Origin of the sequence: Luteimonas arsenica (genome assembly GCF_004352825.1) — a bacterium.
GTDB lineage: Bacteria > Pseudomonadota > Gammaproteobacteria > Xanthomonadales > Xanthomonadaceae > Luteimonas > Luteimonas arsenica.
The window spans coordinates 1-14798 of the sequence record NZ_SJRW01000002.1; the positions used below are offsets into that span (position 1 = coordinate 1).

General features: G+C 67.7%; 13 protein-coding genes. 5 read left to right on the top strand and 8 right to left on the bottom strand.

What is annotated here, in order from left to right; all coding sequences use genetic code 11:
- Window positions 1–1592 precede the first annotated feature (1592 nt).
- From E2170_RS07500 to E2170_RS07510, 3 genes are all read right to left on the bottom strand, one after another.
- The gene (locus E2170_RS07500) at window positions 1593–1991 is read right to left on the bottom strand and encodes a hypothetical protein (RefSeq protein WP_133000072.1); all 399 of its coding nucleotides are present in this window, start codon (window positions 1989–1991) and stop codon (window positions 1593–1595) included.
- Between the two features lie 676 nt (window positions 1992–2667).
- Complete coding sequence (locus tag E2170_RS07505) at window positions 2668–3135, bottom strand: hypothetical protein (RefSeq protein ID WP_133000073.1); 468 nt, start codon at window positions 3133–3135, stop codon at window positions 2668–2670.
- Between the two features lie 57 nt (window positions 3136–3192).
- On the bottom strand, window positions 3193–3549 hold the full coding sequence (locus E2170_RS07510; RefSeq protein WP_133000074.1) for a hypothetical protein: 357 nt from the start codon (window positions 3547–3549) through the stop codon (window positions 3193–3195).
- Between the two features lie 295 nt (window positions 3550–3844).
- Here E2170_RS07510 and E2170_RS07515 point away from each other — a divergent pair, with 295 nt between their 5' ends.
- A complete protein-coding gene (locus E2170_RS07515; protein ID WP_279432873.1) occupies window positions 3845–4792 on the top strand; it encodes an integron integrase in 948 nt (315 codons plus the stop codon).
- 15 nt (window positions 4793–4807) lie between these two features.
- Here the strand turns inward: E2170_RS07515 and E2170_RS07520 are convergent, their stop codons facing one another.
- Window positions 4808–5287: an Lrp/AsnC family transcriptional regulator gene (locus E2170_RS07520; RefSeq protein WP_133000076.1), complete on the bottom strand. Its 480-nt coding sequence runs from the start codon at window positions 5285–5287 to the stop codon at window positions 4808–4810.
- A 321-nt stretch (window positions 5288–5608) separates the two neighbouring features.
- Here E2170_RS07520 and phhA point away from each other — a divergent pair, with 321 nt between their 5' ends.
- Together phhA and E2170_RS07530 are read left to right on the top strand one after the other, a co-directional pair.
- Window positions 5609–6511 (top strand): phenylalanine 4-monooxygenase, encoded by a 903-nt coding sequence (gene phhA, locus E2170_RS07525; protein ID WP_133000077.1) that lies wholly within the window; start codon window positions 5609–5611, stop codon window positions 6509–6511.
- A 316-nt stretch (window positions 6512–6827) separates the two neighbouring features.
- On the top strand, window positions 6828–8987 hold the full coding sequence (locus E2170_RS07530; RefSeq protein ID WP_133000078.1) for a TonB-dependent receptor family protein: 2160 nt from the start codon (window positions 6828–6830) through the stop codon (window positions 8985–8987).
- Window position 8988: 1 nt separating this feature from the next.
- On the opposite strand, the gene E2170_RS07535 is transcribed toward E2170_RS07530, so the two are convergent.
- The gene (locus E2170_RS07535) at window positions 8989–10266 is read right to left on the bottom strand and encodes an MgtC/SapB family protein (protein WP_165942198.1); all 1278 of its coding nucleotides are present in this window, start codon (window positions 10264–10266) and stop codon (window positions 8989–8991) included.
- 61 nt (window positions 10267–10327) lie between these two features.
- Here E2170_RS07535 and E2170_RS07540 point away from each other — a divergent pair, with 61 nt between their 5' ends.
- Together E2170_RS07540 and E2170_RS07545 are read left to right on the top strand one after the other, a co-directional pair.
- On the top strand, window positions 10328–11356 hold the full coding sequence (locus E2170_RS07540) for a class 1 fructose-bisphosphatase (RefSeq protein WP_133000080.1): 1029 nt from the start codon (window positions 10328–10330) through the stop codon (window positions 11354–11356).
- Between the two features lie 252 nt (window positions 11357–11608).
- Window positions 11609–12319, top strand: a complete 711-nt coding sequence (locus tag E2170_RS07545) for a 2OG-Fe(II) oxygenase (RefSeq protein WP_133000081.1) — start codon at window positions 11609–11611, stop codon at window positions 12317–12319.
- A 7-nt stretch (window positions 12320–12326) separates the two neighbouring features.
- Here the strand turns inward: E2170_RS07545 and E2170_RS07550 are convergent, their stop codons facing one another.
- The 3 genes from E2170_RS07550 to E2170_RS07560 all read right to left on the bottom strand — a co-directional run bounded on the left by E2170_RS07550 (window position 12327) and on the right by E2170_RS07560 (window position 14798).
- A complete protein-coding gene (locus tag E2170_RS07550; protein ID WP_133000082.1) occupies window positions 12327–12764 on the bottom strand; it encodes a response regulator in 438 nt (145 codons plus the stop codon).
- Window positions 12761–13591, bottom strand: a complete 831-nt coding sequence (locus tag E2170_RS07555) for a sensor histidine kinase (protein WP_133000083.1) — start codon at window positions 13589–13591, stop codon at window positions 12761–12763. The genes E2170_RS07550 and E2170_RS07555 overlap by 4 nt, the downstream gene beginning before the upstream one ends.
- 79 nt (window positions 13592–13670) lie before the next feature.
- A complete protein-coding gene (locus E2170_RS07560; RefSeq protein WP_133000084.1) occupies window positions 13671–14798 on the bottom strand; it encodes a PA0069 family radical SAM protein in 1128 nt (375 codons plus the stop codon).

Below are 14798 nucleotides of genomic sequence, written 5' to 3' on the forward strand. Positions count from 1 at the left end.
CACTCGTAGCGTGCATGCGAAAGCTGCTCGGGATCATCAATGCCAGGCGGCGCGATGAGCTGCGGGCCGAGGGCATGGCAATGGCTTGAACGGCACGCTTCAAGACAGTTGCTGAATTAAGCCGCGCCGCGAAGCGGCGTCGGCTTGAATGAATTGTTAGGGCGCATGCTAGCGCGAACCACAGCTGCAAGTACCAGCTCACGCTGCCGGGTAGCCTCTTGCAGTTCACCACCATAGATGACCAGAAGCACATCCGAAGGCTGGGTGAGGCCAGTGGGTAGAAATGCCAAGCGCTCGTGGACAGAGTTGTCTCTTACTCCATAGAACCACGCAACCTTTCCTACTGGAGTTTCTGAGAATCCGGCAAAGCGGCTGTCATTGGGTAAGGACCAATGCCCACCAACGCGAATCTCTGCGGGAAGAAGGCCGGATTGGAGTGGTGTGAGAGTGCAAATCGTGTAGTCAGGCCCCAGCCGAGCCTGCACCGAGTAGCCGGAATCCACAGGTAGCCGGGGGCAACTGAAATCATCGAATGCTCGCAGTACCGGAAACGTCGCATCGCCGGAGCGACTACAAGCGCAGAGAGCAAGCAGCAGGATGGCGAGGATGTGTCTCATGCGCCCTAACACTTGAGTTAAGCCGTGCCGCGAAGCGGCATCGGCTTGAACGAATTGTTAGGCGGCTCCTTAGTTGTCAACGTTAGTGACCTTGACGTGGATGACGCATACCCCGCGCGCCACTAGGAAACCGCCGAACCCCCAAAAGCTGCCGCCAGGAAGCTCGGAACTGAAATAGAACTCATGCACCTGATCATTACCCGCAATGCCGCGTAGAGCTGAAAGAGAGAACCGCTGTATTGCCTCAGCGTCTTGCGCGGAGTATGGCGCAGAGACCGACATACGCTCGCCGATCTGCTCAACGGTTCCGCCCGGGCACTCGTCCGTCGGGACGACTTGGCTCCGGAAGTCGCCATACCAAGTGGCTGGCTGAGATGGCACAGCAGCAATCTCCTCGGCAGCGACGGCTAAGCTGCTGAGGAACACTATGAGAAAGGCTGGGCGCTTCAAGAACATTCGCAGAGCCGCCTAACGCCTAAGTTAAGCCGAGACGCGTAGTGGAGCGAAGCACATGGCAAGCTGTACCTGCCATGTGGTTTGCGTAACGAAGCGGCTTCGGCTTGAACGCATTGTTAGGCCGCGCGCCGCGTAAGTGACGGCACGTCAGAAGCGTGCACCAGCTCCCCAGCCGAAGCCCTGAGTTCAACGTTCTTGAACTCTGCAACCATCCGGGAGAAGTGCAGAAACTCACGAAGTGGCGTGGGCGCGACGATAGCTGAAAGAAGAAGAGGAAGCGTGAACGCCCAAGGCGAAACCGGCCCGTCTCCAAGGTAGCCAATGCAAATCGGCACCAAGCCGCAGGCAGCCATGAACGACACCAACTTCACTCCGTGCCAAATCCAGAAGTGGCGCCACTCTGTCGCGGTAGCCAACCCCTCACGGATATCTTCGACTGTCAGTACTCTTGTAGGGTCCACAGCGGCCTAACACCAGAATTAAGCCGTGCCGCGAAGCGGCATCGGCTTGAATGAATTGTTAGGCGCCAATCTGAGTGAAGTCAGCGCCGGTGTCGTATCTTAGCGTCAGCTCTTTGCCACCACTGAACAAGAATTTTGCCGAGACATCTCCATGCTCCGTTGAACTGTAAGAGACATTCTCTAGCCGCTGTCCCACGATGCCGGGAAGGTCAGTCAGGTGGTTGATTAAGAGGCCGTAATCAAGTGTCGCGTTGATCGGCGATTCTGGAGCTTGCCCGGACCGCCAGAATACTGTGTACGTTTCGAAATAGATTCGGTGCCACACGCCATCAAAGCAGAAGAACACGACGTTAGCTGGGTCCGCGATGCGTGCCCCCTCGTAGAAGTGCTGCACCGCGAGCCCAGTGCAGACCTTTCCGCTCAGCTCTGGCTCGATGCCATTGATGTGAAAGCTCATAGAGATGTCTGTTTGGCGCCTAACACCTAAGTTAAGCCGCGCCGCAGCGGGGCGTGAAGCACATGGCAAGCTGTACCTGCCATGTGGTTTGCGCCCCGATGCGGTGTCGGCTTGAACGCATTGTTAGGCCGCTCCTAAGGGAAGCGACCGTAAACGAACATCTGACGCCTCAATTAGCCACGTTGCATGCGCACCTGGAGGGCCAGCCCACTCGATCTCATGCACCACGTTCCCAGCCTTATTGAGGGTCAACTCACTGTACCGCCAATCATAGTGGCCGCCGGACGCTACTGGATTGGTCATGGTGTATGAGTAGACCCTAGGATAAAACAGCTCCAGGTAGCGGTCGTGGCACGCGCCAAGAAGACGAACACGCAAGCTAAGGTGGCGGATCTGGCGCCGCTTGCCCCTCGCTGGCTCCTCAAAGCGAGCCCACTCCAGCCATGCATCATGTGGACAGCGGCGATCGGCCGCATTAAGCAGCGGTCCGGAGGCGAGCTTAAAGGCAGAGACGGGAAAGCGATCTTTATTGCGCTCTAAGTACCTGCCATAACGCTTGAATGGCAGGCTTGGGTCGCCGTCTGAGTGAAGTTGCTCGGTGAGTACGTACATTAGAAGAGAGGCCTAACGCCTGAATTAAGCCGCGCCGCGAAGCGGTGTCGGCTTGAATGAATTGTTAGGTGACATTAACCGAAGATTCCCTCAACACGCTCTCGCATGCTGCGTCTGCCTTCAAGAGTGCTTCGATAACCTCTAGAGCCTGCTTATGTAGTTCGAGGAATGAGTCTCGTATCTCAAGCTCCGCTGATTGAACTTCGTCGTAAGCAGCAATTGAGTTGCTTGCAACAGCCGCCTCGTGTTTCTGAGAGAGCGCCTTTAGAGCGTGTGGCAATCCACGCTCCAGGGCCTGTATGAGTTCATCAGCGCTTCTGATTGAAATCAGCAGCTGCACAAGCGCTTCATTGCCATCACGTGGTTCAGCGAGAAGCTTATCCCTGCTGCGAAAAGCGAGGCTCCTGCACTTATCAACCAGCTGCATTTCTATAGCGATCTTGTCCGACGCCTGCTGGCGCTGGAGACCCGCTGCTTGCGCCGCCCGCTTGCTCTTCTTGAGTGCTTTAGGTTCAAAGAAAGAGAACACCATGTCTCCTAACGCCTGAATTAAGCCGCGCCGCGAAGCGGCGTCGGCTTGAATGAATTGTTAGGCCCGCCAGACATTGAGGCCACTCATGCCCAAGAGCCAGTAAGTCACCAGAACTACCGCCGCAACCCACATGGCCAGGTAAGACAGGCCCTTAGCGCGAGGTGCGGCGCGACGCTTGGCAAGTCGATTGAACCACAGAGCAGATCCAAAGGTGGCCGCGAGCAAACCGGTGAAGAGGAAACCGGTTTTAAGACTGAGTGTGATATAGCCAGCATCCGAGTAGCCCGCGAACTTGCACCACTGCAGAATGGCAGCGATGAGCCGCTCAACAACGGGAACCGAGAGTGCAAAGGCAGCGGCAAGTGCCGCACCAGAGGCAAGGCTAAGCGCTTTGTTGGACTCGCGACTTTGCATGATGCGGGCCTAACACTAAGTAGATTCCAAAAGCGGAATGTAGCAGGTAGCTCCTCGCACCACCCGCTCTCCCTTGGTCAGGGAAATCCCACACAGAATCACGGCTTTATCGCCTGTCGCGGCGCGGCGGGAGCGGTAATGCTGTCGTGGAATACCCCGTGGATGAGGCGGTATGCCATACCGGGCCAAGGATAAGGCGGTAATCGGAGCTGCCAAGGACGGCAGCGCTTCCTGGGGCGGTGGCGGTGGCGCCGCCGCCGGAGGCGGCGGGGCCGATGTGCCCCACTCTCCCCGCCTGCTCGACCAGATCCGCATCCGCTGCCGGATGAAGCATTACAGCATCCGCACCGAGCGCGCCTACGTCGGTTGGGCACGGCGCTTCATCCTCGCCAACGGCCGTCGCCATCCGCGCGATCTGGGCCTGGCGGAGGTCGAGGCTTTCCTGTCGTCGCTTGCGGTGCGCGACAACGTCGCGGCCAGCACGCAGAACCAGGCGCTGTCGGCGCTGCTGTTCCTCTACAAGGAAGTACTCGGGCTGGAACTGCCCTGGGTCGGGTCGGTCACGCGCGCGAAGCGGCCGCAGCGCTTGCCGGTCGTGCTCACTCATGCGGAGGTGCGGGCGCTGCTCGCGCTCATGGACGGGCAGCTCAATCTGATGGCGTCGCTGCTTTACGGGGCGGGCATGCGGCTGATGGAGGCGGTGCGGCTGCGCACCAAGGATGTGGACTTCGGGCGCCGGGAGATCGTGGTGCGCAACGGCAAGGGCGGCAAGGATCGGCGGGTGCCGCTGCCGCGCAAGCTCGAGGCCGGTCTGGAGGCCCAGGTCGAGCGCGTCCGGGTGCTGCATGCGCGTGATCTGATGGAGGGCTTCGGCGAGGTCTGGCTGCCGCATGCGCTGTCGCGGAAGTATCCGTCGGCAGCGCGCGAGTTCGGTTGGCAGTGGATGTTCCCGGCGCGGCAGCTGTCGGTGGATCCGCGATCGGGGACGAAGCGGCGCCACCACGTCGACGAGGCGGTGCTGCAGCGCGCGGTCAAGGCGGCACGGGTCGCGGCGGGCATCGACAAGCCGGCCACCTGCCACACGCTGCGTCATTCCTTCGCCACCCACCTGCTGGAGTCGGGCCACGACATCCGCACGGTGCAGGAGCTGCTCGGGCACAAGGATCTCGCCACCACGCAGATCTACACGCACGTGCTCGGCCGCGGCGCGGGCGGGGTGCTGAGTCCGCTCGACCGGGACTGACGCGCAGCGGCCTCCCTACCCCGCCGGCAGCGGTAGCCCGCGCATCGCCTTGACCGTGCGCAGCACGAAGCTGGAGTTCACGTCGCCCACGCCGGGTCGCGCCAGCACGCGGTCGAGCAGGAAGCTGGAGAAGTGCTCCAGGTCGGCGGCCACCACCTGCAGCAGGTAGTCCATGTCGCCGGTCAGGGCATGGCAGGCCACCACCTCGTCCCAGTCGTTGACGCTGCCGGCGAAGTCGGCGACGGCGGCGGCATCGTGGTGGTTCAGGCGGATGCGGACGAAGGCGGTCAGGCCCAGGCCGATCCGTTCGGGGTCGACTTCGGCGCGGTAGCCGGCGATCACGCCGCCGCGTTCAAGCCGCTGCACTCGGCGCAGGCAGGCCGATGGGGAGAGGTGCACGCGCTCGGCCAGCTCGGCATTGCTCAGGCGGCCCTGGCGCTGGAGCTCGGCCAGCAGCTGCAGGTCGATGCGATCCAGCGTGTCTGCGGCGGGCATGGGATGTCTCCGGCAATCTTGCGCAACAATATTGCGCCATCTGGCGCCCGACAGGCAACAATCGCAACCATCTTGCGTGCTTCTGTCGTTAGAGTCGATGGTCAGGGGTGCAGCGGCGCACGAAACATGCGTCCAGCCAACACCAAGGGGCGGCGGCCGTTTCGATGCTCCGTCCCGCCGGGGCCTCCCCGGTCACGTCACGTGCCGGCCATCTGCGGGACACCTCGCGGTCCCACCGTCGCCGGTATCCGGGTCGGGACCCGCCGCACGGCCGCTCCGCGACCGCACCCCTGCACCACCATCACCATTCCGGAGTCCACCATGTCCGCCCAGGCCCCCACCGCACCCCGCCGCGTCGAGAACATCCACACCGACAAGGGCAAGGTACCGGTCTATGCCACCGGCGTGGTCGACCAGAACTGGGCCGGCTACACCGCCGAGGACCACGCCACCTGGGCGACGCTGTTCGAGCGCCAGCGCAAGCTGCTGGTCGGCCGCGCCAGCGGGGAGTTCCTGCGCGCGCAGGACGCGATGGGGATGACGCCCGACCGGATCCCGAAGTACGAGGACCTCAACGCGGTGTTGGAGCCGGCCACGGGCTGGCGCCTGATCGGGGTCGAGGGCCTGCTGCCGGAGCTCGACTTCTTCGACCACCTGGCCAACCGTCGCTTCCCGGTGACCTGGTGGATCCGCCGCCCGGACCAGATCGACTACATCGAGGAGCCCGATCTCTTCCACGACCTCTTCGGCCACGTGCCGCTGCTGATGAACCCGGTGTTCGCCGACTACATGGCGGCCTACGGGCGCGGCGGGGTCAAGGCGCATGCGATCGGGCCGGACGCGCTGCAGAACCTGACGCGGCTGTACTGGTACACGGTGGAGTTCGGCCTGATCCGCGAAGCCGACGGCCTGCGCATCTACGGCAGCGGCATCGTGTCCTCGAGCGGCGAGTCGGTGCACAGCCTCGAGTCCGCCGCGCCCAACCGCATCGGCTTCGATCTGGAGCGCATCATGCGCACGCGCTACCGCATCGACACCTACCAGAAGACCTATTTCGTCATCGACAGCTTCGAGCAGCTGATGGCGGCGACCGATCCGGACTTCACGCCGATCTATGCGCGCCTGGCCGAGCAGTCCTCGATCCCGGCCGGCACGGTGCTCGAATCCGACACCGTCTTCCAGCGCGGCACCGGCGAGGGCTGGGCCACCGACGGCGACGTCTGACCTCTCCTCGCCCGCCCCCGCCCCCTGCAGGAGCGGCTACAGCCGCGACCGCTGAAGTCATCGCCACCCGAAGCCGGCAACGCCACCGCCCGTCCCGTGCACAGGGGCCGGGAGCACACCCCCTGTGCGCGGGACGGGCAGCGAGGCCTCCAACGGAGTCGCACCAGGACTCCAACGGAGCCGCCCCGACCGACCCGAAGAAAACCGGCCTTCCCCGGGTCTGGGAGATGAACTCGCCCCGCAAAAAATCCGACGGGAACACTGCTTTCCCACGCACGCACCGGCCTTTCCCCCTGCCACGGTCGACAATGCCCGCATGACTTCCCTCTCCCCCCCTCCGGCAGCCGTTCCCCCGCTGTCGACGCTGCCGTTCGCCATCGCGCTCGCGCTTGTTTCCTGCTCCGCCGCGGCCCTCGCGGCCTCGCCCGCCGAGGTCCAGGCCCCCACCGCCAGCCCCACCATCCTCGACGCCGTCGTGGTCGAAGCCACCCGCCTGCGCACCGTGCCGGCCTTCGACACACCCGCCTCCACCGCCACCATCGACCTCGAAGGCGAGCGCTCCACCGCTGAGGCCGACGTCTCCGAGGCCCTGCGCGGCGTGCCCGGCCTGCTCGCGCGCGACCGCCAGAACCTGGCGCAGGACACGCAGCTGTCGATCCGCGGCTTCGGCGCGCGCGCGACCTTCGGCGTGCGCGGGCTGCGGCTGTACGCCGACGGCATCCCGGCGTCGATGCCCGACGGCCAGGGCCAGCTGTCGCACTTCAGCCTTGCCGGCGCCGAACGCATCGAGGTGTTGCGCGGGCCGTTCTCGGCGCTGCACGGCAACTCGTCCGGCGGCGTGGTCTCGATCCACAGCGCTGATGGCCAGGCCGGCGCCCCCTGGCGCCTGCGCGCCACCGTCGGCAGCGACGGCACCTGGACCGGCGCGGCACGCCTGCTCGGCGGCAACGACGTGGTCGGCTACAACCTGTCGCTCTCGCGCCTGGACACCGACGGCTGGCGGGACCATTCCGCGGCGCGCCGCGACGTCGCCAACCTCAAGCTGGGCTTCGAGCTGGGCGAGCGCCGTCGCCTCGACCTGGTGCTCAATCACGTCGACATCCCCGAGGCGCGCGATCCGCTGGGCCTGACCGCGCAGCAGATGCGCGAGGATCCTCGCCAGGCCGTCGCCAACGCCTATGTCTACGACACCCGCAAGAGCGTGCGCCAGTCGCAGGCCGGCACGGTGTTCGAGCAGGGCTTCGGCCAGGCGCAGGCGCTGCGGCTGTCGGCCTGGGGCGGCGACCGCGAGGTCACCCAGGTGCTGCCGATCCCGCCGGCGCCGCAGCGCAATCCGCTGCACTCCGGCGGCGTGATCGACCTCGACAACCGCTACGCCGGCTACGATGCGCGCTGGTCCTGGAGCGGTGCGCTGGCGGGCCGTCCGCTGGAACTTGCCGCGGGCCTGTCCGGCGAGCGCCAGCGCCAGCACCGCCGCGGCTTCGAGAGCTTTGTCGGCGAGTCGCTGGGCGTGCGCGGCACGCTGCGCCGGGACGAGCGCAACGAGGTCGAGTCCGACGACCTGTACGCGCAGGCCTGGTGGCGGTTCGCGCCGCGCTGGTCGCTGCTGCTTGGCGCGCGCCGCAGCGAGGCCACGTTCACATCGCGCGACCACTACGTCACCGCGGGCAATCCCGATGACAGCGGCCGCGTCGATTACGCCGAAACCTCGCCGGTGGCCGGCATCACCTTCGCGCCGTCGGAGCACCTGCGCATCTATGCGTCGGCGGGCCGCGGCTTCGAGACGCCGACCTTCAACGAGCTCTCCTACCGCGCCGACGGCGGCGCCGGCCTGGCCTTCGGCCTGCGCCCGGCGGTCAGCGACAACCTCGAGCTGGGCATGAAGTGGCGCACGCCGGCCGGCGGTCTGCTCGAGGCGGCGCTGTTCCGCGCCGACACCGACGACGAGATCGCCGTGGCCGGCAACGTCGCCGGCCGCAGCAGCTATCGCAACGCCGGCAGCGCGCGCCGCCAGGGCGTGGAGCTGTCCTGGTGGCAGCCGCTGGGCGAGGCCTGGGACCTGCAGCTGGCGGCGACGCAGCTGGAGGCGGAGTTCCGCAGCGGCGCGGCCGACACCGGCGCGATCGCCGCCGGCCGGCGCATTCCCGGCGTGCCCGAGCGCCACGCGTTCGCACGCCTGCAGTGGAGCGACGGCGGCGCCTGGTCGGCGGCGCTGGAGGCCGAAGCCATGGGCGACGTGATGGTGAACGACGCCGGCACCGGCTCGGCCGCGGGCTACGGCCTGCTCCACGTCGAGGCCTCGCGCCGCTGGGCCACCGCCTCCGGCCCGCTGCGGGTGTTCGCGCGCATCGACAACGTGCTCGACCGCGACCACGTCGGCTCGGTCATCGTCAACGAGGGCAACGGCCGCTTCTACGAGCCCGGCGCCGGCCGCAGCTGGCTGCTCGGCCTGGAGTGGCGGTTCGACCGCCGCTAGCTCAGCCCGGCACGAACGCCGCCGCGGCGACGCCGGCGGCCAGCGCCGCCAGCAGCCCGGCGGCCACGCGCAGGCCGTAGCCGCGTCCGCCGCTGGCGAAGGCCAGCACCGACTTCGTGCCCAGGCTGGCGGCGAGCAGGCCGACCATCAGCCATCGCCCCTGCGCCGGGTCGATGGCGTCGCTCAGGCGCAGGCTGCCCAGCGTGGCGATCGACGCGTGCAGTTCGGCCGCCGCGGCGATCACCGCGGCGGCCATCGCACCGCCGGCGCCGGTCCATCGGTTGAGCACGGCGGCGAGCAGCACCAGGCCGCCGACCAGCGCCGCGAAGCCGAGCGCGTGGCCGAACCGGAACATCCGCGTCTGAGCCGTCGGCGGCGGGACCTCGTCCTCGCGCCCGGCGTGCAGGCCCAGCAGGCCGCCTGCCAGCAGCACCGCCCCCACCGCCGCCAGCACCCAGCGCTGCTCGGCCACCAGCGACGGCGCCAGCGCGCCGAGCACCGGCACGCTGAGGCTCAGCGACGCCAGGTTGGCCAGCAGCGCCGCGCCCACGGCCGAGGGCAGCAGCTGCGGCGAGTCCTTGGCGCGCTGGCCGAACCCCAGCACGGCGGCGGTCGACGACACATAGCCGGCGAAAAACCCCGACACCGCCAGCCCCCAGCGGTTGCCGATCACGCGCAGCACGACGTGGCCCAGCGCGCCGACGGCCATCACCAGCACCACCAGCAGCCACAGCGTGCGCGGGTTGATCGCCTGGTAGGGGCCGAAGCCGCGGTCGGGCAGCAGCGGCAGCACCACCAGCGCCGAGGCCAGCAGGAACAGGCCGTCGAAGACTTCGCGCTCGCTCAGCAGGTCGCGCGTCAGCCGGTGTAGTGGCTGCTTCGCGAACAGCAGCACCGCCACCAGAACCGCCAGGCCGGTGGCGATCGCCGGCGAGCGCAGCGCCAGCGCGCCCAGCAGGGCGGTGGCGACCAGCGCCACCTCGCCGGTCAGGCCCGGGTCCTGCTCGTGGCTGGCGTGGTAGGCCATCGCCGCCAGCAGCGCGACGGCGGCCAGCACCACCACCAGCACCGCGGTCCCCAGCCAGGCCGCGACCGCCGCTGCCAGCGCCACCAGCGCGTGCGTGCGCAGGCCGGCAGTGGGCTGCGTGGCGTGGCCGCGCTCGCGCACCAGGCCCACCAGCAGCCCGGCACCGAGCGCGGCGGAGAAGGCGTACAGCAGGGCCGCGGTGTCCTCGGGCACGTTGGAGTCCGGTGTCGTGGAAGCCCCGCAGTCTGCCATGCGCTTGCTTCCCCGGCGGCAGCCGGGAGAATGGCGGCGTCCTTCCCGTCCGCAGGTCGCCATGTCCAGCCCCCGCCACGCCGTCACCCTCACCCGCCACCTGATCGAGGAGCAGCGCGCCGGCCGCATCAACGCCGACCTGCGCCAGCTGATCGCCGTGGTCGCCCGCGCCTGCACCAGCATCTCGATCGCGGTCGGCAAGGGTGCGCTGGGCGGCGTGCTCGGCGACGCCGGCACCGGCAACGTGCAGGGCGAGGCGCAGAAGAAGCTCGACGTCATCAGCAACGACATCCTGCTCGAGGCCAATGCCTGGGGCGGCCACCTCGCCGCCTGCGCCTCCGAGGAAATGGACCACTGCCACCCGATCCCCGACGCCTACCCGCGCGGCAACTACCTGCTGCTGTTCGATCCCCTGGACGGCTCCAGCAACATCGACGTCAACGTCTCGGTCGGCACGATCTTCTCGGTGCTGCGCTGCCCCGAGGGCACGACCACGCCCTGCGACGAGGATTTCCTGCAGCCCGGCACCGCCCAGGTCGCCGCCGGCTACTGCGTCTACGGCCCGCAGACCACGCTGGTGCTGACCTTCGGCCACGGCACCCACGCCTTCACCCTCGACCGCGAAACCGGCACCTTCATGCTGACACGCGAATCCATCCGCATCCCGGAGGAAACGAAGGAGTTCGCCATCAACATGTCGAACAAGCGCCACTGGGAAGCACCGATGCAGCAGTACGTCGACGACCTGCTGGTGGGCAAGGAGGGTCCGCGCGGAAAGGACTTCAACATGCGCTGGATTGCCTCGATGGTCGCCGACGTGCATCGCATCCTGACCCGCGGCGGCATCTTCGTCTATCCCTGGGACAGGAAGGACCCGTCCAAGCCCGGCAAGCTGCGCCTGATGTACGAAGCCAACCCCATGGCCTTCCTGGTCGAGCAGGCCGGCGGTGCCGCCACCAACGGCCGCGACCGCATCCTGGACATCGCCCCGACCCAGCTCCACCAGCGCGTCCCCGTTTTCCTGGGCTCCAAGTCCGAAGTCGAAACCGCCACCCGCTACCACCTCGACCATGACGCAGCCGCTTCGTAGGCGCTGCTGCGGCCGTTGGTGAAGAAAAAAAAGCCTTTGCCACGGATCTGCGCGGATTACGCGGATCTGGCCTGGGCAAGGTTGGTGCCGGATTGCCCACCCGGAAAAAGCGGGTGCAGAGCGTGGTGATGGCGCTGGCCACGGCCCAATCCGCGTAATCCGCGCAGATCCGTGGCAAAAAGCTTTTGCTTCCCCCATGGCATAAGCTCCGTACATCGCGGCCAAGGCCGTTGCTGCAGGAGACAGGCCCGCATGAGCGAAGGCGTTGGCACGGACTTCATCGAGGTGGTGCCCGGGGCGGTCGATGCCGCGACCTGTGCGGCGATCGTCGAGCGCATGCGCGCCAGCGATGCGCTGCAGCCCGGGCGCGTGGGCAGCGGGGTGTTCCCGGAGCTGAAGAAGAGCCGCGACATCGCCCTGCCCGGTCGCGCCGACTGGGTCGATGTCGAGCAGGCCCTGAACGTGGCCGTCTACAGCGGCCTGCTCGCCTACCTGCGCCGCTACCCGCAGGCGCTGATCGCGCCGCTGATGCTGCAGCAGCCCGATGCCGACGGCGCCTTGCGCCGGCTGCAGGCCGAGGACCTCGCCGCGATGGACAACAAGGCCCTGGGCCAGCTCGCCATGGCCTGCCTGCGCCCCGGCAGCATCAACCTGCAGTGGTACGCCGCCGGCGAAGGCGGCTATCCCTACTGGCACTGCGAGCTCTACCCGCGCGACCCGCAGGCCGAGACCCTGCACCGCCACCTGCTGTGGACGGTCTACCTCAACGACGGCTTCGACGCCGGCGAAACCGAGTTCCTGTTCCAGGGCCGGAAGATCAAACCGCGCACCGGCGACCTGCTGATCGCGCCCACCGCCTTCACCCACACCCACCGCGGCAACCGCCCCGAAGGCGGCGACAAGTTCATCGCCACCAGCTGGATCCTCTTCCAGCGCGCCGAAACCCTGTTCCCGGCGGGCTGAGTCCGCCCTAACCCTCCCGCGGGTGATTAAGCACCAGCCAGTACATGCCGACCTGCTTCACGGCCCACATGAACTGGCCGAAGTCGACGGGCTTGCGGATGTAGCTGTTCGCGCCGAGCGAATAGCAGGCTTCGACGTCGAAGGGTTCGGTGCTGGTGGTCATCACCACCACCGGCAGGCTGCGGGTGGCGGCGTCACCGCGGATGGCCTGCAGCACTTCGCGGCCGTCCATGCGCGGCATGTTGAGGTCCAGCAGCACCAGCGAGGGCGGCTCGTGGCGCTCGCGGTCGGCCCATTCGCCGCGACCGAACAGGTAGTCCAGCGCTTGGGCACCGTTCCCCACCACGTGCAGCGGGTTGGCGATCTTGGCTTCGGCGAAGGCGATCCGGGTCAGCTCGACATCGTCCGGGTTGTCCTCGACCAGCAGGATCGGACGGTTGCTCATGCCGGCGGTCCGTCGGCGGCGGCTGGCAGTTCGACGTGGAACACGCTGCCCTCGCCGGGCGCGGTGTCGACGCTGATGCGCCCGCCCAGGCGCCCGGCGATGCGCTGCGCGATCGCCAGGCCCAGGCCGTGCCCGCCGCCTTCGTCAGGGCCATGCACGCGCTGGAAGGGTTCGAAGGCGCGTTCGGCATGCCGCGGGTCGAAGCCGCTGCCGTGGTCGCGCAGGTGGATGGTGACGGTGTCGCCCGCGCGCTCGGCATCGACCTCGATGCGTACGGCATCGCGGCCGGCGGAGAACTTCCAGGCGTTGTGCAGCAAGTGGTCGAACAGCTGCTTGAGCTGGCGTTCGTCGGCGCGGACGCGGATCCCGGGTTGCACGCTGGATTCGTGCGCGCGCCCGGGTTCGGCGTCGCCGAGTTCCACCAGTGCCCAGTCGGCGAGCAGGCTGGCGTCCACATCGCCGATGTCGAGGTGGTCGTGCGAGGCACGCGACAGCGCCTGCAGCCCATCGATCAGCTTCGCCATACGCGCGGCGGCGGCACGGATCCGGGCAAGGTGGTCGCGGCCGGTCGCGTCGAGCGCTTCGCCGGACGTGGCCTCGAGCATCGCCGCGAAGCCCTCGATCGCGCGCAGCGGCGCACGCAGGTCATGGGCGATGCCGTAGGAGACAAGCTGCTGATCCTTGAGAACGCGTGCGAGCTCCGCTTCGCACGCGCGCAGGCGCTCGCCGAGGTCGCCGTCGCTGGCGGCGTCCGCGGGTTGCTGTGGAAGGGGGGGCTCCGCCGCGGCGACGCCGGGGGACGTGCCGTGGCTCTGTTCCTGCTTCATTGGCGAACCGTACACCACGGCCACGTGGTGGCCGCGTATAGGACGCGTGATGGATGAACCGCAGACGCCGGGCCTGGCTTCAATCCTGGAACAGGCGACCCTGTGCCGGCGCGTCCGCTGCCTGCGGCGGAACGAAGCGGCTGCAGTCCAGTTCGGGCATGCGCGCGTAGCCAAACCGCCGCCGCGCGGTGGCGAAGCGCGCCGCCAGCAGCTGCGCGAACGGGCCCTCCCCGCGCATCCGGGTGCCGAAGCCGCTGTCGTAGTCCTGGCCGCCGCGCATCTGCGCGACCAGGCTCATCACGCGTGCGGCGCGGTCGGGATAGTGCTGCGCCAGCCACTCGCGCCAGACCTCCTTGAGCTCGTGCGGCAGGCGCAGCAGCACCCAGGCCGCGTCGCAGGCGCCAGCCTCGCGCGCGGCGGCAAGGATCGATTCCATCTCGCCGTCGGTGATCGCCGGAATCACCGGCGCCACCATCACGCTTACCGGCACGCCGGCTTCGTGGAGCGCGGCGATCGTCTTCAGGCGCGTGTGCGGCGCGGACGCCCTCGGCTCCAGGCGCGCGGACAGGCGGTTGTCGAGCGTGGTCACCGACACCGACACCTGGGCCAGGCCCTGCGCCGCCATCGGCGCGATCAGGTCGAGGTCGCGCAGCACCAGGGCGTTCTTGGTGATCAGCCGCACCGGGTGCCGCGCCTCGGCCAGCACCTCGAGCAGCTGGCGGGTGATGCGTTCGCGGCGCTCGATCGGCTGGTAGGCATCGGTGTTCACGCCGAGCGCGATCGGCGAGCAGCGGTAGCGCGGGCGCGCAAGTTCGGCGCGCAGCAGCCCGGCGGCGTTGGTCTTGGCGAACAGCCGGGTTTCGAAGTCCAGCCCCGGCGACAGGTCCAGGTAGGCGTGGCTGGGGCGGGCGTAGCAATAGACACACCCGTGCTCGCACCCACGGTAGGGATTGATCGACTGGCTGAAACCGAGGTCCGGCGAGTCGTTGCGGCTGATGATGCTGCGCGCTCGCTCGGCGGTGACCACGGTGGCCGGGCCGGGCTCGAGCGATTCGCCGGTGGCGTCGCTGAAGTCGTGGCCCGAGCCCCAGCCGTCATCTTCGCGGCTGGCGACGCGCTTTTCGAAGCGGCCGGCCACGCGCGAGCCGGCGCCCCGGCCCTTCAGCGGGCCGAGCGCCGCAAGCCTGGCTTTGCCGTCGTCGCGCAT